Origin of the sequence: Sandaracinus amylolyticus, assembly GCF_000737325.1 — a bacterium.
Lineage (GTDB): Bacteria > Myxococcota_A > Polyangia > Polyangiales > Sandaracinaceae > Sandaracinus > Sandaracinus amylolyticus.
In genome coordinates this window covers 8,818,544-8,838,133 of sequence record NZ_CP011125.1, presented here as the reverse complement: position 1 = coordinate 8,838,133, position 19,590 = coordinate 8,818,544, and the positions used below count along the sequence as shown (strand labels likewise).

General features: G+C 70.2%; 19 protein-coding genes. 5 read left to right on the top strand and 14 right to left on the bottom strand.

The window, feature by feature from the left end; all coding sequences use genetic code 11:
- Window positions 1–25: 25 nt before the first annotated feature.
- Complete coding sequence (locus DB32_RS37235) at window positions 26–646, top strand: hypothetical protein (RefSeq protein ID WP_053237411.1); 621 nt, start codon at window positions 26–28, stop codon at window positions 644–646.
- A 43-nt stretch (window positions 647–689) separates the two neighbouring features.
- Here DB32_RS37235 and DB32_RS37230 read toward each other — a convergent pair whose 3' ends face one another.
- The 7 genes from DB32_RS37230 to DB32_RS37200 form a co-directional block, all read right to left on the bottom strand.
- Window positions 690–2,210 carry a DUF1501 domain-containing protein gene (locus DB32_RS37230; RefSeq protein WP_053237410.1) on the bottom strand — a complete coding sequence of 507 codons (1,521 nt, stop codon included), beginning with the start codon at window positions 2,208–2,210 and terminating at the stop codon, window positions 690–692.
- Entirely contained in the window at window positions 2,207–3,385 is a 1,179-nt protein-coding gene (locus tag DB32_RS37225) for a hypothetical protein (protein ID WP_053237409.1), read from the bottom strand. The genes DB32_RS37230 and DB32_RS37225 overlap by 4 nt, the downstream gene beginning before the upstream one ends.
- Window positions 3,382–3,903, bottom strand: coding sequence for a hypothetical protein (locus tag DB32_RS37220; protein ID WP_169791681.1), 522 nt, complete (start codon window positions 3,901–3,903; stop codon window positions 3,382–3,384). The genes DB32_RS37225 and DB32_RS37220 overlap by 4 nt, the downstream gene beginning before the upstream one ends.
- 120 nt (window positions 3,904–4,023) lie before the next feature.
- A complete protein-coding gene (locus DB32_RS37215; protein WP_053237407.1) occupies window positions 4,024–6,351 on the bottom strand; it encodes a bifunctional UDP-sugar hydrolase/5'-nucleotidase in 2,328 nt (775 codons plus the stop codon).
- Window positions 6,352–6,436: 85 nt separating this feature from the next.
- Window positions 6,437–7,123 carry a TIGR00266 family protein gene (locus tag DB32_RS37210; RefSeq protein WP_053237406.1) on the bottom strand — a complete coding sequence of 229 codons (687 nt, stop codon included), beginning with the start codon at window positions 7,121–7,123 and terminating at the stop codon, window positions 6,437–6,439.
- A gap of 31 nt (window positions 7,124–7,154) precedes the next feature.
- Entirely contained in the window at window positions 7,155–7,832 is a 678-nt protein-coding gene (locus tag DB32_RS37205) for a TIGR00266 family protein (protein WP_053237405.1), read from the bottom strand.
- Window positions 7,833–7,844: 12 nt separating this feature from the next.
- On the bottom strand, window positions 7,845–8,663 hold the full coding sequence (locus tag DB32_RS37200) for a TIGR00266 family protein (RefSeq protein ID WP_240481298.1): 819 nt from the start codon (window positions 8,661–8,663) through the stop codon (window positions 7,845–7,847).
- Window positions 8,664–9,526: 863 nt separating this feature from the next.
- Here DB32_RS37200 and DB32_RS37195 point away from each other — a divergent pair.
- Window positions 9,527–12,868 (top strand): vitamin B12-dependent ribonucleotide reductase, encoded by a 3,342-nt coding sequence (locus DB32_RS37195; protein WP_075097714.1) that lies wholly within the window; start codon window positions 9,527–9,529, stop codon window positions 12,866–12,868.
- Between the two features lie 489 nt (window positions 12,869–13,357).
- Here the strand turns inward: DB32_RS37195 and DB32_RS37190 are convergent, their stop codons facing one another.
- The 5 genes from DB32_RS37190 to DB32_RS37170 form a co-directional block, all read right to left on the bottom strand.
- The gene (locus DB32_RS37190) at window positions 13,358–13,846 is read right to left on the bottom strand and encodes a hypothetical protein (protein ID WP_157069906.1); all 489 of its coding nucleotides are present in this window, start codon (window positions 13,844–13,846) and stop codon (window positions 13,358–13,360) included.
- 246 nt (window positions 13,847–14,092) lie between these two features.
- A complete protein-coding gene (locus DB32_RS37185; protein ID WP_075097713.1) occupies window positions 14,093–14,551 on the bottom strand; it encodes a hypothetical protein in 459 nt (152 codons plus the stop codon).
- On the bottom strand, window positions 14,548–14,910 hold the full coding sequence (locus DB32_RS37180) for a TfoX/Sxy family protein (RefSeq protein WP_053237402.1): 363 nt from the start codon (window positions 14,908–14,910) through the stop codon (window positions 14,548–14,550). Before DB32_RS37180 ends, DB32_RS37185 begins: the two co-directional genes overlap by 4 nt.
- A gap of 1 nt (window position 14,911) precedes the next feature.
- The gene (locus DB32_RS37175; RefSeq protein ID WP_053237401.1) at window positions 14,912–15,364 is read right to left on the bottom strand and encodes an SRPBCC family protein; all 453 of its coding nucleotides are present in this window, start codon (window positions 15,362–15,364) and stop codon (window positions 14,912–14,914) included.
- Window positions 15,361–15,690 carry an ArsR/SmtB family transcription factor gene (locus DB32_RS37170; protein ID WP_053237400.1) on the bottom strand — a complete coding sequence of 110 codons (330 nt, stop codon included), beginning with the start codon at window positions 15,688–15,690 and terminating at the stop codon, window positions 15,361–15,363. The genes DB32_RS37175 and DB32_RS37170 overlap by 4 nt, the downstream gene beginning before the upstream one ends.
- Window positions 15,691–15,794: 104 nt before the next feature.
- Here DB32_RS37170 and DB32_RS37165 point away from each other — a divergent pair, with 104 nt between their 5' ends.
- The 3 genes from DB32_RS37165 to DB32_RS37155 are packed head-to-tail and all read left to right on the top strand — an operon-like array spanning window position 15,795 to window position 17,798.
- Window positions 15,795–16,388, top strand: a complete 594-nt coding sequence (locus DB32_RS37165; protein ID WP_053237399.1) for a carboxymuconolactone decarboxylase family protein — start codon at window positions 15,795–15,797, stop codon at window positions 16,386–16,388.
- The gene (locus DB32_RS37160; protein ID WP_053237398.1) at window positions 16,385–17,284 is read left to right on the top strand and encodes an RNA polymerase sigma-70 factor; all 900 of its coding nucleotides are present in this window, start codon (window positions 16,385–16,387) and stop codon (window positions 17,282–17,284) included. Before DB32_RS37165 ends, DB32_RS37160 begins: the two co-directional genes overlap by 4 nt.
- Before the next feature lie 49 nt (window positions 17,285–17,333).
- Window positions 17,334–17,798 carry a hypothetical protein gene (locus DB32_RS37155; RefSeq protein ID WP_053237397.1) on the top strand — a complete coding sequence of 155 codons (465 nt, stop codon included), beginning with the start codon at window positions 17,334–17,336 and terminating at the stop codon, window positions 17,796–17,798.
- A gap of 10 nt (window positions 17,799–17,808) precedes the next feature.
- On the opposite strand, the gene DB32_RS37150 is transcribed toward DB32_RS37155, so the two are convergent.
- Window positions 17,809–18,636: an ion transporter gene (locus tag DB32_RS37150; protein ID WP_053237396.1), complete on the bottom strand. Its 828-nt coding sequence runs from the start codon at window positions 18,634–18,636 to the stop codon at window positions 17,809–17,811.
- A gap of 6 nt (window positions 18,637–18,642) precedes the next feature.
- Complete coding sequence (locus DB32_RS37145; RefSeq protein ID WP_053237395.1) at window positions 18,643–19,581, bottom strand: CobW family GTP-binding protein; 939 nt, start codon at window positions 19,579–19,581, stop codon at window positions 18,643–18,645.
- Window positions 19,582–19,590 lie beyond the last annotated feature (9 nt).

Genomic DNA, 19,590 nt, shown 5'->3' with positions numbered 1-19,590 from the left:
ATCGACCACCTCTGGAGGCCACGCCATGTCGATGCGTCCATCCGTCATCGCCCTCGCGACCCTCTCGCTCCTGCTCGCGCTCGCTGCGCCGCAGTCGCGTGCGCAGGAAGACCACGCGGACGACGAGACCGCCGCCGCGCCCGCCGAGCCGCCCACGACGCGCGGGCGCGACGAAGCGACCGCCGCCGTCGGTCAAGCGGGCATGACCTTCGAGCTCGGCAGCGGCTTCCGCGTGTTCGTCCCCGCCGGCCTGCCGATCGGCGATGCGCGCCGCATGCGCGTCGCCACGGCGCGCGCCGCGCTGAACCCCGCGCACGTCGCGGAGGGCTTCCGCCGCGTGGGCCCGATCGTCTCGTTCGACGGCGCGATCAACGCGACGCGCAGCCCGGTCGTCGTGTCGCTGCGACAGCCGCGGGATCCCGGGCGCGCGAACCTGCGCCTCGTGCTCGCGATGGAGCAGGCGACGATCTGTCGCGAGGGCCTCGATCCGCTGCCGAACGTCGCGAACCTGTGCAGCGGCTGGGAGCTCGTCGACGCGACGTGGACCGACGGCCGCATCGAGGCGCGCCTTCCCGCGCCGGGCGGTTATCGGCTGGTGTTCGGCACCGTGCCGGTGCCCGCGGAGCCCGCAGCGACCGAGGAGTGATCGCGCGCGCGCTCGGATGGCGAAGCGCCGGCGGAGCGACTGATCACTTCAGCATCCACTGACACGCGCGCGCGCTCGCGATGTCGGGGAAGCGCATCACCGCCTCGTCGGGCACGTCGAGCGCGCGCGCGATCGTCCTCCACACCGGCGCGCCGCTCATGCGCCGATCGTTCACGAGCGTGCCCTCCGCGATCGCCGCGCCGCTCGCGCCGTCGGGCATGTGATAGCTGTAGCGGTGCCCGTCGCCGTCGTCACCCGCGACGCGCACGTCGCCGTAGTAGCCGCCGCGGATGCGACCGCCCGCGAGGAGGAACCCGTTCTTCCCCTCGTCGCCCGACGAGCCTGCGGCCGGCGCGCGCCCTCCGTCGGTGCTCGAGATCGCGATCAGCGTGCGATCCCAGATCCCCGCGGCCTGGAAGCGCTCGATCAGCCTGACGAGCGGCAGCACCGTCGTCAGCGTCTGATCGCGCATCTGCGCCTCGGTGCGCTCGCCGTGCACGTCGCCGACGTCGATCTCGATCGCGACGCTGCGCACGAGCCCGCCCTCGATCAGCTTGAACGCGTACGCCGCCTGCTCCCACGCGTCGATGCGGGTGCGCCCGTAGCGCGCCGGCACATCCGCCGACCAGAACGCGACGTCCTCCTCGGTCAGCCGCAGATCGACCACCCGCGGTGCGCCGAGGTGCAGGAGACGCTGCACGTCGTCGAGCTGCGCGTCGTGCGCGCTCACCGCCGCGGCCGAGTACCCGCGCGACTCCAAGAGCCGCGGATCGACCCGACCGAGGAAGCGACGCACCAGCTCGGCCTCGCCGGGATCGGGCAGCACGTTGCGATCGATCGCGGTCGCGGGGAACTCGCGCATCAGCGCGTCGACGGTCTGGAAGCGATCGGGCTCGCTCCCCGGCAGCCCCGCGCCGAAGTGGTACATCGCGTGGGCGCGCTCGGTGCCCTTGATGACGACCGCGTTGTGGATCGTCCCGTCGTGCTGGCGCTGCCACCAGTTGTGCAGCGCCAAGGGCGTGGGCGTGCTCGAGTAGAACGCGCCCTCGGAGCTGTCGCCGCCCGGCTCGCCTTCCCACATCGCGATGCGGCCGTTGCCCTGCGCGCGCGTGCGACCGGGCGAGCGCACCGGGTTCGCCGCTTCGTGCCCGTGCACCGGACCGTCGGTGAGCTCGCAGAGCTCCATCATCGCGATGTCGCCGACGTACGGGCGCAGCACCTCGGACTGCGGCGTGAGGAACACGTCGGGCGCGGCCTCGATCAGCTCGTCCTGCCGGTAGAAGAGCGCGCATTGCCGGCCGTGCTCGCCGCGGCGCAGCGAGGCGTGGCGCGCGAGCCCCGGCGGCACCATCACGTGCCCGAAGTCGAGCTGGTCGCGCATGCAGATCTCGACGAGGAACGTCGCGTCGGGCGGCAGCTGCGCGTGCGCGCGGCCGAGCGCGGCGTCTCGGATGCGCGCGCGGAACGACGTCGAGAGCGCGGGCGCCGCGCTCGCGAGCGCGAGCCACTTGAGGAACGTCCGGCGCTGCGACGAGGGCAGTCGATCGACGTACGGCTTGGTCATCGGGCCTCGTTCGCGGCGAGCGCGGCGCGGATCACGTCGGGGTGCAGGAACGCGGCGCGCGCGAGCGCGCGCAGCGAGGGATCGGGCCCTGCGTCGCGCACGATCTCGTCGACCGTGCGTGCGTCGATCGCGGGCCCGGAGGGCTCCGCGAGATCGAAGCCGTACGCGAGCAGATGACGCGTCGCGCACGGCAGGAACGCGGGGCTCGTCGCGATCACGCGCGCCGCGTCCGGCAGCGACGCGACCTCCTGTCCGAGCATCTCGGTGCGCTCGTCGCGCGCGCGCTCGGGGTCGACGAAGTGCGACGCGTAGAGCCCCTCCACGTCGCTCACGCCGAGCTCGCCGCCCGCCCGCTGCGCACCCGTCGCGTCGGCGCGGTAGCGGCCGTCGCGGTCGTAGCGCACGAAGAGCTGCGCGTGGGCGCCGAACTGCCCGTGGCACGTGTAGCAGGCGAGCCCGTTGCCGAAGCCCGCGCGCGCCGCGTCCTCGGTCTGATCGTCGGCGCTCGTCGCGCGGAACATCGGGATCAGCAGCGCGCGCTCGAGGCGCGGCTGCACGTCGTCGGCGATCGGATAGTCGACGCACGCGAAGCGCCGCATCAGCGTGCGCGCGCGGCGGAGGTTGTAGCGGCTGTGGTTGCCCGCGAGGAACGCGCGCGTCGTGATCACGCCCGCCGCGTAGGGCGCGCCGGTGTCGCACGCGCTCGCCGCGCCGCTCGCGTCGACGCAGTGATCGCTCGTGAGGATCCCGGACCACGGTGCGTCCGCGCGCACCAGGTGCGCCGCGAGGTTTCCCGGCAGGTCCAGATCGATCCCGTCGCGATGCCCGCTCGTGCCGAGCAGCGTCGAGATCATGTCGCGCGCCGCGCGCTCGAGGCCCGGCTCGGACGTCCACGCGTCGAGCACCGTCGCGAGCGCGAGCCCGCCGCGCTCGAGCTGCTCGATCTCGCTCTCGCGCAGCGAGCGACGCACCAGCATCGGAGCGAGCCGTCGCGCGTAGCGCTCCGCGTCCTCGGGCGCGATCGCGTCGCGCCGTCGCGCCAGCGCGGCCTCGCTCTCGAGCGCGGCCACGATGCTCCCATCGCCCGCGCCTCCATCGACCTCGAACCGCGCGCGATCGAGCTCGCCCGCCGCGCACCCGAGCGCCAGCACCGCGAGCACGATCATCGCTCTCATCGCGCCACGAGCTCCGTGCTGCTGAGGAGCGCGATGCACATCGCGCGGTACTGCGCGTCGCCGACGAGCGGCACCTCGGCGAGCGCCGCGTCGTACGCGTCGTAGTCCTCGGGGGTCGCGCGCCGCCCGTACGCCGCGATCGCGAGCTCCTCGAGCGCATCGCGCAGCGCCGGATACCGCGCGCGCATCGCCTCCGACGCGCACACCGGGCGCAGCGCACGCGCCCACGACGTCATGCGGCGCGCCGACCACGCGAGATCGGGCGCGACGCCCGCGCCGTAGTCGTGATCGCCCAGCTCGAGGCGCGCCGCGCGCAGGTCCGCGAGGATCGGATCGTCGGTGCTCACGCCGACCGCGTCCGCGACGCGCTGGAGCCTCACGTCGAACGGCAACAGCGTCACCGACTCGAGCGGCGCGACGAACGCGGGTGGGTCCGTCGGATCGTGCTCCGGCCCGCCGAGCACTCCCTCACACCCGGCCAGCGCGAGCGCGACCCACGGCACCATCGACGTCCGCACACGAAGGCGAACAGCAACGTCCGCGCCGCGCAGAACACCGCGGAAAGCGGGGCGAAACACGGAGCGAGCGCCGCTCCCGAGCACCCCGCGCTCCGCTGGTCCCGATCGACCCCAGCTCGACTACAGCTCGGGACCGACTGCGCGTCCCAGCCAGCCGAGCCGCAGCCCCGCCGTCGCATCGAGCGCGACGCCGAGCTGATCCGCGCGCTCCTGCTGCATGTAGAGCCGCACGCCGAGCGTCAGCGCGAGCGGCCCCGCGAGGTCGAACATCGCGTCGAACGATCCGCGCAGCTGCCACCGGTTCTGATCGCCGAGGTCCACCACGAACCAGTCGAGCAGCCCCTGCAGCGTCACGTGTCGCTGCTCGATGCGCGCGATGTCCCACGGGCGCAGCTGCACCACCGCACCGACACCCCACTCGGCCTCGCCGTTCGGATCGAGCAGCTGCGCCTGGAGACCGGTCGAGAGCTTCACGTCGAGCTCGCTCGTCAGCGGAAACCGCGCGCCGATCGTCGGGCGGAAGAGCATCCAGTGCCATCCGCGCCCCGGCGGCTCGCTGAGCTCGCTCTCGAGGAAGATCTCGGCGTACGCGTCGGGCACGTACCAGTGCGCCGGATCCACGCGCAGCCCGCGCCACGCGCCCAGCGATCGCAGCTGGATCTGATCGACCGCCTCCGCGAACGCGCCCGCGACGCCGGGCGTCATGCTCGGCGTCCACTGCGCGCGATAGCGCAAGAGGCCGCTGTTCTCCCACGACCAATCGGGCGCCGTCGCGTCCGCGCGCAGGTTGATCTCCAGCCCGAGCGCGATCGTGTCGCCGCGGTTGAGCAGCGCCGAGTCGTAGAGCGGCGTGCCGTCCGGGCGTCGTGGGTTGTCGATCGACGAGCCCGAGAACGATCCATCGGCGTTCGCGCTCACGATCCACTCGGGCGTCACCGCGGGATCCTCGAGCGCCTCGCGCGCGTCGAGCTCGCTCCCGCGCTGCAGCCGCTCGAGCACCACCGAGCGCAGCGTGCCGACGTCGAGCGGGCTCCACGTGGTGCCCTCGGGCAGCGCGGGCAGCGCGCCGTCGCCTCCGCTCGCGAGGAAGCGCAGCGTCACCACGCGATACGTCGCGCGCGCGTTGACGGGTCTCCCGAGCACGCGCGCACCGTCTCCGTCGCGCTCGAGGCCCGGCGTCACGAGGTGCTGGTCCGCGCTCCTCCGCGCGAGCTCCACCACCCACGACGCGGGCACGTCCGCGACCACCAGCGGCTCGTCGTACTCGAGCGCGATGTAGAGATCGCTCGCCGTCAGCGCGTCCTCGCGCGCCGTCCTCCAGCGCTCGTCGATCGCGCCGAGGTTGATCACCGAGACGTCCGCGTCCGCCGCCTCGAGCACCACGCGCGCCGCGAGCTCGGCGAGCCCGTTCGCGTCGAGCTCGCGCGTGAGCAGCCCGCCGCCGAGCACGCGGCCCCACTCCGCGCAGTAGTCCTCGCCGATGCGATCGAGGAAGTCGAGCACCGGCTCGCCGACGTCGATGCCGCGCCCGCCGAGCGGCTGCACGACCATCTCGTAGCCCGCGCGCAAGAGGCCCTCGCGGATCAGGATCTCCACCGCATCGCCGCGCGGCGCCTCGGCGATCGCGGGCACCACGGTCGACGGTCGCGCGAAGAGCAGCTCGCCGCTGCCCGCGAGCAGCAGCAGATCGGGGCGACCATCCTCGGGCAGCTCGCGCGCGAGCTCGAGCGCGGCCTCGGTCTCGATCGCAGCCACCGCGACGACGACCTCGGCGCCCATCGCGCGCGCGGTCCGAACCTCCTCGGGCATCCGCTCCGCGATCGGCACGATCGAGAGCCCCGCCGAGTTCTCCGGCGCGATCTGCGTCGCTGCGTCGTCGGGCAGGAACGCGAGCACCGCCATCGGCCGCCCGTCGACGACGTGCACCGAGGGACGATCGCCCGCGTCGACGAGCAGATCGCAGAGCACGACCGCCTCGTCCTCGCAGCGCAGGTTGGTCGCGATCGACGGGATGCGGCGCCGCCGCAGCGATCGGATCACGTCGAGCAGCGACGCGCGCGGCGCGCCCAGCTCCTCCACGCCGAAGGCGAGCGCGCGATAGCCGAGCCGATCGACGAGCTCCGCGAGCGCCGTCGGATCCGACACCGCCGCGAACCGCGCGACGCCGTGCGGCGCGAGCAGCCCGCCGGTGTCGAGCACCATCGGCGCGTCGGGCGATCGCGCCTCGCGCACCAGCGCGTACGTGAAGAGCGCGCTCTGCGACGGCTCGATCGTGAGCCCGTGCTGACACAGCGGACGCCCGAAGCGCCCGCCGATCCCGCCCGACGCGAGCACCCGCGCGATCGTCCGCGACTGCACGTCGTACGAGGACTGCGCGCGCGCCACCACCGGAACGACGACGGCGATCGCGAGCATCGCGATCGCCGTCTTCACGACCTCACCTCGCACGCGCGAGGCTTAGCTCAGTCCAGCTGGAGCGCTCGCTGGCGCGGGGTCCGCACGGGAACGTGCGGAGCACGTGGACTCGGTTTCTTCAGCCGTTCGAGCGCTGCACCGGACGGAACGGATGCACGAAGTTCACGAGCCCGCCCGGGTTGCGCGTGCTGATCCAGAGGCGCCCCTGGCCCTGGAAATTGCAGACCAGACCCTCGCCACTGAAGAAGAGGCTCTTCAGCCCGCCGAGGCGCTGCACGTTGTAGTTGAGCCCGCCGGTGAACGCGACGACGTGCCCGGTGTCGCACACGTATCCACCCGGTCCGACGTCGACCGCGTGGATGCCGCCGTAGCTCGCGAAGAACACGGGGCCCGTGCCCTCCGCCTTGAGGAGGAAGAAGCCCTGCCCGCTGAAGAAGCCGCGCGTGCCGCCCCACTTCGTGTCGAGGTTCACGCTCGGCGCCGCGCCGAGGAACGCGCCGCTGTTCATCAGGATCGGGGTGTGCCCGTCGAGCTCGAGCACCTGCACGTCGCCCTCGGGCGCCGGCGCGAAGTACAGCGACTGGCCGGGCGCGGTCGCCGTGAACGTGTTCTGGAAGATGCTCTCGCCGCCGAGCAGCTTGCGCTTCGCCGCCGCGAGGAAGCCGCCCTGCATCTGCGTCTTCATGTCGATCTTCGAGTCGCGCGCGACCATCGCGCTCGCCTCGCAGAGCATCGACTCGCCCTGCTGATCGAAGGTGACCTTCACCATCGTGAAGTCCGGCTTCTCGAGAAGCTCGTAACGCATGTTCGTCGTTCTCCTCTTCTCTTCGCCGAGATCACGCCCTGCGCGGCGGCAGCATCGCCGCGACCGCCTGCCCGTACGCCGGGGGATTGCGCGACTGGATCCAGATGCGCCCCTGGCCCTCGAAGTGACACACGAGGCCTTCGCCGCTGAGGAAGCTGGCGATCCACCCGCTGCCGCTCTTGCCGACCTTGTAGGTCAGGCTCGCGTCCCACGCGACGAGGTGACCGGTGTCGATCACCATGTTGCCCTGACAGACGAGCTCCTCGATGCCGCCGAACGCACCGACGAGGAGCTGTCCCGGCGACTGCGCGCTCGCCTTCATGACGAACATGCCCTCGCCGGAGAAGAAGCTCTTCATCCCGCCGAGCTTCGTCTCGATCTGCACGTTCGGCGTCGACGCGATGAACGACGAGCTCGTGAGGAAATAACCTCCCGGCGTCATCTCCAGCGTCACCATGTCGCCGTTGAGCGCGTGCGCGAGGAGCACCTCGCCGGGCCCGTTGCTCGCGGTGAACGTGTTGCGGAAGAAGCTCTCACCGCCGAAGAGGCGCTTGAGCCCGCCCATCAGCCCGCCCTGCGACTGGGTCTGCATGTGCACGTTCGTGCTCATGCCGACGAGCGCGCCCGACTCCGCGACGATCTGCTCGCCGTGGCCCAGCGACACCTTCGCGAGCGAGTGCGCGGGACGATATCCGATGTCGATCTGCATCGTCGTGACTCCTCAGGAAGGCATGAGCGGGGTGAGCCAGCCCGCGAGCGAGCTGAGGTTGCGCGACTGGATGTAGATGCGGCCCTGTCCGTTGAACTCGCAGACGAGCCCTTCGCCCGACGCCATGAACCCGAGCAGGCCGCCGCCCGCGCTCTTGATGTTCATGGTGAGGTTGCCCTCGTACCCGACGAGGTGGCCGTTATCGACCATGTACGGGCCGTTGATGTCGATCGCCTGGATCCCGCCGTAGCTGGTGAACCAGAGATCGCCGGTGCCGCTCACCTCGAGCATGAAGGCGCCCTCCTTCGCGAGGATCGACTTCAGCCCGCCGAACTTCATCTTCACGTCGATGTCGCCGGCGCTCGCGACGTACGCGCCGCTCGAGAGCACGAGCTTCTCGCCGGGGTTGAGGCGGCGATGCGCGATCTGCCCGCTCATCGTCGGCGCGATCCACACGCTGCCGGGCTGCGGCGCGCTGAAGTGGTTCACGAAGAACGTCTCGCCGCCGACGACCTTGCGGATGAACGCGATCATCAGCGCCCAGACCTTCGCGAGGAAGCCGGCGCTCTTGCCCGCGTTCATCTTCACTTCCATCGCGACGTGCGAGTGCCGCGCGACCATCGAGCCCGCCTCGGCGATCACGACCTGACCGGGCTGCAGATCGACGCGCAGCATCGCGAACGACGGGCCGTGCGTGATGGCGTGCGCGACGCTCGCGCCCCCCGCGGGCGCGCCCATCGGCGCCGGCGTCATGCCCTGCATGGGCTGCTGCCCGTAGCCGCCGGGATGCCCCGGGTGCTGCGGCTGCGCGTACTGCGGCTGCTGATCCATCGATGTCTCCTCCGAGACCCGCCACACGGTGGTCCTACCGCGCGGCCGAGGCGCTCCGAATACGCCGGGGTGCGTCCCCACTTTCCCCGGCGTTTCGCTTCTAACCCGCGCGCCGCCGCGAGGGCAACGGGGTTGGCGGGCATCTGCGCGACTTCAAAGTTCTTTCATCGCTGCCGCGCCCGGGCGATCGCGACGGATCCGTCACCCGCTCGTCTCGCCGGCGATCCGCGACGACACCCCGAGGGAAACCCCGCGTCTCGGGTGCGATCCGGTGCGATACCGCCGCGCGGTCTTGCGGTTTTCTGGGGCGGGCACCACGACAGCTTGTATGGTTCGCGAAATGACAGTGCACATATCGTCATCTCGCGTCATCGTCCCCGATACCTGCCGCCCGAGCGCTCTCCGCATCCCCTGTGATGCCAACTCAAGATGCTGAAATCGCAGGAGAAATGCGAATCGGAAAAAACATGCGTTCAGACCCCTTGACCACCCCTCCGGTGCCCGTTTATCCAGGGGGTCCTTCCACAAGCCGTCGTGGGTTCGGGTGGACGACGAGCCCACCCCTTGTAGGTGCGAGGCAGCGACTTGTGTGACAGGACGTACCGTCCCCGGTCGTAGGCCGGGTCGGACGTAGCTCGATCGGGGACTCGTCCCTTTTCCGGGAAACAGGGGGAGACATGCCCTGGGCGCCGCAGCTCAGGGGCCGGGGTCCCTTTGTCTCTTCTCTTCTTTGTCTTGTCGTTCGTCTCCGTTGCCGTTCGGGTCGGACCTGGGGGGTCCGGCCGAGACCCAGCGGAAAACGCCGCGACTGCGGCCAATGCGTAGGTGGCGGGAGGAAAGCCGTGTCCGTAGATACTCGAACCGTGAGCAACACCGTCGACAGCAAGCCGCAGTCGCACTCTCCCGCGAGCGCGCGTCACCACGCGCTGCCCATCGAGGAGCAAGGCCTCCGCATCGCGCGGCGCTGGACGCGTTCGGGCGTCGAGCCGCTCGACGAGATCATCTACGAGCTGCGCGACAGCGTCATCACGAACCCCGACGGCTCCGTCGTGTTCGAGATGCGCGGCGCGGAGATCCCCGAGGACTGGTCGCAGCTCGCGACCGACATCGCGGTCTCCAAGTACTTCCGCAAGGCGGGCGTGAAGGGCGACGCGAAGAAGGGCGAGACGAGCGTGAAGATGCTCGTCCACCGCATCGCGCGCACCGTGCGCGAGGCCGGCGAGGCGCAGGGCGGCTACTTCGCGACGAAGGAGGACGCCGACGCGTTCGAGGCCGAGCTCTCGTACCTGCTCGTCACCCAGCGCGCCGCGTTCAACTCGCCCGTCTGGTTCAACCTCGGCCTCTACCAGCGCTACGGCATCGAGGGCCAGGGCGGCAACTGGGCCTGGGACGAGAAGAAGGACGACGTCCTCGAGACGACGAACGCCTACGAGCGCCCCCAGTGCTCGGCGTGCTTCATCCAGTCGGTCGGCGACGACCTGATGGGCATCTACGAGCTCGTGAAGAACGAGGCGCGCCTCTTCAAGTACGGCTCGGGCACCGGCACGAACTTCAGCAACCTGCGCGGACGCCAGGAGAAGCTGAGCGGCGGCGGCACGAGCTCGGGCCTGATGAGCTTCCTCGAGGTGCTCGATCGCGCGGCGGGCGCGACGAAGTCGGGCGGGACCACGCGGCGCGCCGCGAAGATGGTCTGCCTCGACATGGATCACCCGGAGATCGTCGACTTCATCGAGTGGAAGACCCGCGAGGAGAAGAAGGCGCGCGCGCTGATCGCGGCCGGCTATCCCGCGGACTTCAACGGCGACGCCTATCACACGGTGAGCGGCCAGAACTCGAACAACTCGATCCGCGTCAACGACGAGTTCATGCGCGCCGTCGAGCAGGACGGTGAGTGGCAGACGACGATGCGCACGACCGGCGAGGTCGTCGACACGTACAAGGCGCGCGAGCTCTGGCGGAAGATCGCGGACAGCGCGTGGCAGTGCGCCGATCCCGGCGTGCAGTACGACTCGACGATCAACGCGTGGCACACGTGCCCCAACACGGATCGCATCAACGCGAGCAATCCGTGCAGCGAGTACATGTTCCTCGACGACACGGCCTGTAACCTGTCGTCGATCAATCTCGTGAAGTTCCTCGACGAGAACGGGAAGTTCGACGTCGAGGGATATCGCCACGCGATTCGCATCATGTTCACGAGCCAGGAGATCCTGGTCGATCACTCGAGCTATCCGACGAAGCGGATCGGCAAGAACAGCCACGACTATCGTCCGCTCGGGCTCGGCTACGCGAACCTCGGCACGCTGCTGATGCGCCTCGGCATCCCGTACGACAGCGATGCTGGCCGTGCGTGGTGCGGCGCGCTGACTGCCATCCTCACCGGTCACGCGTACAAGACCAGCGCGGAGATGGCGGCGAGCAAGGGCCCGTTCCCGGGCTTCATGCGCAATCGCCAGCCGATGCTGCGCGTGATGGGCAAGCACCGCGACATGGCCTACATGATCGACGAGGCGGAGTTCCCCGCCATCGTCGGCAGCGGCGACACCGGTGTTCCCGACGATCTCCTCGGCGCGGCGCGCGAGGACTGGGATCACGCGGTCGAGCTCGGCACGCAGTACGGATATCGCAACGCGCAGGCGACCGTGCTCGCGCCGACTGGCACCATCGGCCTGTTGATGGACTGCGACACGACGGGCATCGAGCCCGACTTCGCGCTGGTGAAGTTCAAGAAGCTCGCGGGCGGCGGGTACTTCAAGATCGTCAATCAGAGCGTGCCCGACGCGCTTCGCAATCTCAGCTACTCGCCGGCGCAGATCGCCGACATCATCGCGTACGTCAGCGGCACCAACACGTTCACCGGCGCGCCCTATCTGACGCGCTCGATGCTGATCGAGAAGGGCCTGACCGAGAGCGAGCTGAGCAAGGCGGAGAAGGCGCTGCCCGGCGTGTTCGACGCGTCGCAGGCGCTCTCGCCGTGGGTGATCGGGACGAGCGCGTTCGAGCGCCTCGGCATCAAGCCCGAGCAGTACAACAAGCCCGGCTTCACGCTGCTCGAGCACTTCGGTCTGACCCGCAAGCAGATCGAGGAGCTCAACGACGTGGTCATCGGCCGCATGACGGTCGAGGGCGCGCCGCACCTGCGCAAGGAGCACTACGCGGTGTTCGACTGCGCGAACCGCTGCGGCAAGCACGGCAAGCGCTTCATCGAGCCGATGGCGCACGTTCGCATGATGGCGGCGGCGCAGCCGTTCTTGAGCGGCGCGATCAGCAAGACCGTCAATCTGCCGAACGAGGCGACGATCGAAGAGGTCGAGCGCATCTATCACGAGGGCTGGAAGCTCGGCCTCAAGGCGGTCGCGCTCTATCGCGACGGGTGCAAGGCGAGCCAGCCGCTCTCGACGTCGAGCGCGGAGAAGGACGACAAGGCCGAGGCGAAGAGCGAGAAGATCGCGGCGGCGCCCGCGGCTGCGCTCGTCCCGCAGGTCGTCAGCGAGCCGGCGAAGCCGCGCACGGTCGAGAACGCGAAGGCGCCGCCGATCAGCGTGCGTCACCGCATGAGCAAGCGTCGCCGCGGCTTCACGCAGGAGGCGAAGGTCGGAGGCCACAAGGTGTTCCTCCGCACCGGCGAGTACGAGAACGGCTCGCTCGGTGAGATCTTCATCGACATGCACAAGGAAGGCGCGGCCTTCCGCTCGCTGATGAACTGCTTCGCGATCAGCGTGTCGATGGGCCTCCAGCACGGAGTGCCGCTGAGCGCGTACGTCGATCAGTTCACGTTCACGCGCTTCGAGCCGGGCGGTCTCGTCGAGGGACACCCGAACATCAAGTTCAGCACGTCGATCATCGACTACGTCTTCCGCGTGCTCGGAGTCGAATATCTCCAGCGCTACGACTTCGCGCAGGTGCCGCCGGCGGAGACGCAGATGGAGCTCTCGAACCCGACGGACGCGGACGCGGTGCAGAAGCTCCCGGCGGGCCAGATCGACAGCATGGCGCCCCCGGCGATCACGAAGGCGCCGCAGATCGAGCTCGCGTTCGCGGGCGCCGATCACGCGGCGGCGAAGGGCGGCGGCAGCGTGCTCGACCAGCAGCTCGGCGAGATGATGGGCGACGCGCCGATGTGCGATCAGTGCGGCCACATCACGGTCCGCAACGGCGCTTGTTACAAGTGCCTGAACTGCGGCGCGAGTCTGGGCTGCAGCTGAACGAGTGAGCGGCACCGCTCTTCGGGGCGGTGCCGGCGCATCGTCGTATGATGCGCACGATGCGTCGGCAGTTACGACGGCGGCGTGACTGACGGAAAAAAGAAAGGGCCCGGCTGGTACCCGGGCCCTCTCTTCAGACCGCCCACTACTGAGGAGCAGCGGTGGATCTGGCTTCCGTGAAGCGAGCCCAAGTTATCGGCCCGAGCGCCGATCGGTCAAGACTCTGGTGTGATTCATCCGTTCCTCGCGGAGATGAGGAACCCGACAATGGCTCACCAGAGCTGCCGAAAGTGCGGCGGACCGATTCGGTTCAGCCGCCGACGCAGGCTTCCTGACGGTAGGATCGAATACCGGAAGAAGCCCTTCCCCATCCACCTCGAACATCCGTGCGTCGACTGACGTGACGGACCCTCGGAGGGCCCACAAGAGTGATCTTGTGGGCCCTCTCTCCGTCCCGGCTGCGCGCGGCATCGCCGTCGACTGACGTGCTCAGAACGTCACGCCGATCGACACGAGCCCGTTCGTCTCGTCGGTGCCGAGCCCGAAAAGATAGAGCGCGACGTCGATCGACTCCGACGACACGCCGGCGAACGGGCCTGCATCGACGTCTCGCGCGCTCTGGTAGAAGCGCGTCCTCTGCATCGCGCCGCCGACGCGCAGCCACTCGATGGGTGACCAGCCGAGCTCGGTCCACGTGAAGAAGAACGCTTCGGCGCGCTGTGACCACTCGACGAAGAGCTCGCCTTCGCTCGACAGATCGAGCGTGCCCAGCACGAGCTCGGCGCGATATGCCACGACTCCGCCCGAGGTCGCGCCCGCGGAGAGCCCGAGCGCGAGGTGCACGTCGTACGTGAGCGTGGAGCCTCCCGCGAAGTGGAGCCCGCCGAGCGCGGTGGCGATGTCGTCGCCCTCGTAGCCGTAACGCGCCTCGACGTGCAGGAGACCGCGATCGAGCCACAGCACGCGCGTCCACGTCACGTCGTCATCGGCAGAAGGCGCGACGCCGACGTAGCTCTCGTGTCGGAATTCCAGCGGTGGGTCGCCGCGGCACGGTGCCGCCATCAGCGCGAGAAGCGCCGCAATCGCCCCACCCGCGATCTCGACCGAGCGCATGAGTCCGGACTCGTGCTCTCGGGGATCTAATCGCGCGCGCTCCGACTTCAGAGCATCTCGGCGACTGCCGTCGACGATCTCGCGATTCGCGCTCGAGGCACGAGCGCACGTTCATTCAGGCGCGATCGCCGCCGATGCTCGAGGCGGAGCCGCGTCCGACGCCGGCGCGAGCTTCGCGTGCGAGAGCGCCATCAGCGGCCCGACGATCGCCCACTGCACGGCGGTGAACGCGGTCTCGATGAGCAGGTAGTCCGGCACGGACGTCATCACGTTCTTCGCGGCGACGGCGATCGTCGTGAAGCTCCACGAGAGCGCGGCGCCGAACGCAGCGAAGGCGAGCGCGCGCCGACCCACACCCGCTGCGCGACGAGCGAACGAAGTGTCGAAGACCCAGGCGAAGAGCAGGGCCTGAATCGTCATCGACAGGAATCCGAACGGGACGATCACGTCCTGTCGATACATCGCCAGACGCTCGTAGTAGCTCTCGAACACCACGAGGTGCCACACGAACCCCAACACGAACGTGGGCACGAGATAACACAGCGCGCCGACTCCGATCCTCCGCATCATCGCGTCGCCCTCCTGCGCTTGGAGCCGGCACCGCTCTCCTTCGCGGGCAGCGTCTCGACGAAAACGCGCGCCAGTCGCAGCCACGACTCGACGCTTCGCGCATCCAGCGCGCCCGTGACCCGGACGAAGCCGCGCATCGTGCGGCCGTTCATCACCATCGGATGAGCGCCCGGCTTGGCGAGCGCCTCGGCTTCGCCGGGCTCGCCGACGCGCACGAGGAGGCCACGGTCGGAGCTCGCCGCGACCATGTGGCCGTTCAGCACGAAGCCGAGGCCACCGAACATCTTGACCTCGCGCACGTGACTCGCGTCCGCGAGCGCGGCTCGCACCTGCGCGGCGAGCGCTTCGTCGATCGCCATCTCAGGGCTCCTCTCGCAGTCGCGCGTCGAGCAGATCGAGCGCGCCGCGCCAGCCCTGGTCGTGCCGCAGGTCGGCGTCCGCGCGTCCGAGCTTCGTGTGGCGGATGGTGAGCTCGGTGCCGGCGTCCTTTCCAGCCAGCGTCACGATCACCTCCGAGTCGATGCCGGCGTGCTCGTCGGGCGGCTCGATCAGCCACGAGAACACGATGCGCGACGGCGGCTCGATGACGCTGTACGTGCCGCCGACGACCATCCGCTCGCCGGTCGGCACGTCGTAGGCGAACCGGTACGCACCACCTCGGCGAAAGTCGAACGCGAGCACGGTGAGCGCGATGTCCGGCGACGGACGCAGCCACCGCGCGACCAGCGTCGCGTCGGCGAAGGCCGCGAACACCCTGTCGGGAGAGGCGCTCAAGAAGCGGCGCACGAGCACGCCGGGGCTCGGAGCGCTCATCGCTCGGACTCCTTCAGGAGCTGCTCGAGCTGATCGACCGCGCCGGTCCAGAACGCCTGATGGCGCTCGAGCCACTGACTGGCTTCCGCGAGCGGCTCGCGACGCAGGCGAAACCGGTGAACGCGCCCCTCGACGCGCCGCTCCACGAGGCACGCCTGCTCGAGCACCTTGAGGTGGCGCGAGATGGTCGGCTGCGCGGAGCGGAAGCGCGCGCCGAGCTCGCCGGCGCTGCGCGCCTCGCCGCTCGCGAGCGCGTGGATCATCGAGCGGCGCGTCGGGTCGGCGAGCGCGCGAAACGTGCGGTCGAGGGCAGCCTCACGATGCATAGCTGTCTAGCTATATGTTCCCGGCCGCCGTGTCAACGACGGCGCCTGTCACATCCGCGCGACGTCCGGTGTCTCCTGCTCGAACGCAGCGCGAAGGAGGCGACATGGCAGGAACGACACGGATCCCCGCGGCCGAGATCACCGGCATCTACGGCGCGATGATCAAGAGGCTCAGCAAGCGGATGCTCGGAGAGGTGCCGGAGTCCCTCGGCGTCTTCTGGCACCACCGCCCGGTGCTCAAGGCGCTCTTCGGGATGTCCGGTCAGGCGCAGAAGTGGGGCGCCTGCGATCGCAACCTGAAGTCGCTCGCGCACATGGCGGTCGCGTCGATGGTCGGCTGCAGCTTCTGCCTCGACCTCGGCTACTTCACTGCCCACAACGAGGGCCTCGACGTGAACAAGGCGCGCGAGGTGCCGCGGTGGCGCGAGTCCCACGTCTTCACGCCGCTCGAGCGCGACGTCATGGAGTACGCCGAAGCGATGAGCGACACGCCGCCGCGCGTCACCGATGCGATGTCCGCCCGCCTGCTCGAGCAGCTCGGCGCGCCCGCGCTCCTGGAGCTCACGGCGTTCGCCGGGCTGGCGAACCTCGCGGCCCGCACCAACGTCGCGCTCGGCATCCAGGCGCAGGGCTTCTCGGCGAGCTGCGGCCTGCGGCCGCTCGCGGCGCACACCGCGGAAACGGCCGCGGCGACATGAGCGACGATCCGTTCGTCGCCCACCGTGGCCTGCTCTTCACCGTCGCGTACGAGATGCTCGGCTCCGTCGCCGACGCCGACGACGTGGTGCAGGAGACCTGGCTGCGGTGGGCCAGCGCGGCGCGGCCCGAGGTGCGCGATCCTCGCGCGTACCTCGTGCGGATCGTCACCCGGCAGGCGCTCAACCGGCTGCGTTCCCGGAAGCGACGGCGTGAGGACTACGTCGGAGAGTGGCTGCCGGAGCCGCTCCTCGTCGGCCCCGAGGTCGCCGAGGACGTCGAGCTCGCGGAGAGCATCTCGATGGCGATGCTCACCGGGCTCGAGACCCTCGGGCCCACGGAGCGCGCGGTGTTCGTGCTCCGCGAGGTGTTCGAGACGCCGTACGACGAGATCGCCGCAGCCGTCGGGAAGACCCCCGCCGCGGTGCGCCAGATCGCGCACCGCGCGCGAGAGCACGTGGCCGCCCGCCGACCGCGGATGCAGGTGACCCGCGCGGAGCAGGAAGCCGTGATCGCGCGCTTCCTCGAAGCGCTGACCGACGGGGACGTGCGAGGCCTCGTCGAAGTGCTCGCGCCCGACGTGGCGCTGGTCCCCGACGGGGGCGGCGTCGTCCCTGCGCTCCGGGTGTCGCTCGTCGGCGTGGAGTCGGTCGTGCGGGCTCTCTCCGGCTTCGCGAAGCGCGCGCGCGCGGGCACGGTCGTCTCGCGGATGTGGATCAACGGCGGCCCTGCGGCGCGCATCGACGTCGATGGCGTGCTCGACACCGCGATCAGCTTCGTCGTCGAGGACGGCCGGATCACGCGCATCTACGCGGTCCGCAACCCTCACAAGCTCACGCCGCTCCGGGAGGCGAAGCAGGTGACGCTGCAGCGCTCGACGTCTCGTGACGACGCTTGAGCGCTCGGCGCATGCCGAGAGACGCGCCTTCGCGGGTACACTCCGACGAATGCGTCCATCTCTCGCGCTCCTCTCGCTCGCCGTCTCGGTGGCGGGCTGCGGCCCAGTCGACTCCGACTGCACGTTGGTGTTCTGCCGCTCGATGCTGGCCATCGATGCGCTCGAGTACGACGCGACCGCGGTCGGCGGCACGGTGACCGTGTGCCGCAACGACGAGTGCGTCGACGCCGCCATCGATGCCGAGGGCGAGCGCACGAGCCCGGCGGTCGTGCCGATCGGAGAGCACTTCCGCGTGGCGCTGTGGAGCGACGGCTCGCGGCGCGCTCGGCTCGACCTCGCGCCGGGCGGCGAGCGCGCGATCGACGTCGAGGGCCGCGACACGTATCGGCTCGAGCTCGTCGCGCACGACGGGACGCTCCTCGCCGCGCACGAGTGGATCGTGAGCTACGAGCGGTTCCGCCCGAACGGCCCGGGCTGTGACCCCGAGTGCACGCTCGGCACGGTCGTCGAGTGATCGTCGACGCCTACAGCCGAGTCCCGCAGCGCTTGCAGAAGCCCGCGTCGGCATCGTGGCCCTCGAGCCCGCAGCCCGGGCACGCCTCGGGCGAGAGCCCGGCGCGCGTCGCGTTCGCGAGCTCCACCGACACGATGCCGGTCGGCACTGCGATCACCCCGTAGCCGCCGATCATCAGCACGGACGCGATCGCTTGTCCGATCGGCGTGCGCGGCGAGATGTCGCCGTAGCCGACCGTCGTGAGCGTGACGATCGCCCAGTACATGCCGCGCGGGATGCTGTCGAACCCCGCGGCGTCGCCTTCCACGAGGTACATCAGCGCGCCCGCGATCACGACGGTGCTGAGGATCGCGCCGATGAACACCGTGATCTTCTGGCGGCTCGCGCGGAGCGCGCGCGAGAGCACCGCGGCCTCGACCGTGAAGCTCGCGAGCTTGAGCACGCGGAACACGCGCAGCAGACGCACCACGCGGATCACGAGCAGCGACTGCGCGCCCGGCACCAGCAGGCTGACCAGCGTCGGCAGGATCGCGAGCAGATCGACGAGCCCGAAGAAGCTCGTCGCGTAGCGCAGCGGCTGGCGAACGATCGCGAGGCGCAGGACGTACTCGATCGCGAAGAGGATCGTGAACGCCCACTCCGACGCGCGCAGCGCGTCGCCCCAGCGCGCGCGGAACGACGGCACGCTCTCGAGCAGCACCGCGACCACGCTCGCGAAGATCGCCACGAGCAGCGCGGTGTCGAACGCGCGCCCCGCGGGCGTGTCGGACTCGAACACGACCTCGAACGCGCGCTCGCGAAGCCCTTCGCCGCCCGGCCTCTGATCCCGACGCTCCACGGGGCGTTACGTAGGCGCGCCTCGGCCCGCGCGACACGCCGCGAAACCGCGCGCGAGCGCGTCCCGGTCGAGCCCGTATCCGACGATCACGAGCCGGCTCCGTCGCACCTCGTCGTCGCGCCACGGCGCGCCGAACGTGACCTCCACCTCGTCGGCGACCCCCTGGAGGATCATGCGCGGCTCGACGCCGCGGATCGCGAGCACGCCCTTGGTGCGCAGGAGACGCCCGGCGATCCGCGCGAGCTCGTCCTCCATCCACTCGAGGAAGCGATCCTCGTCGAGCTCGTCGTCGACCACCAGCGACACCGACTCGATCGCGCTCGCGTGTGCCGCCGCGGGCAGCGCGCGCCATCCGACGTCGGTCGCGCGCTGCGCGAGCAGGCCCTCGAAGCGCTCCGCGACACCGCGCGCCGACGTCGCGACGATCGCGGCGCCGTTGCGCGCACCGACCCACTCGCGCGCCTCGTCGATCGTGTGCTGTGAGCACATATCGGCGCGCGAGAGCACGACGACGTCGGCGTACCCGATCTGCTCGAGCGCGAGATCGTTCGACGCGAGCGAAGGCACGCGCGTCGCGTCCACCACCGTGATCACTCCGTCGAGCCGGAGCGCCTCGGTGCGGCTGATCGCGCGGATCACGCCGGCCGGGGACGCTGCGCCCGACGTCTCGACGATCACCCGGTGCGGCGCGCGCGACGCGAGCTCGGAGAGCGCCTTCACGAGCTCCGCGTACGTCGTGCAGCAGATGCATCCGCCGGTGATCTCCACGAGCGTGCGCGCGCGCTCCGCGAGCAGCTCGCCGTCGATGCCGATCGCGCCGAGCTCGTTGACGATCACCGCGATCTCGCCGCGCGCGTGCTCGGCGAGCCACGCGTTCACCAGCGTCGTCTTCCCCGCGCCGAGGAAGCCGGTCACCACGGTCACCGGGATGGTCCCGACACGCATCGTGGGCAG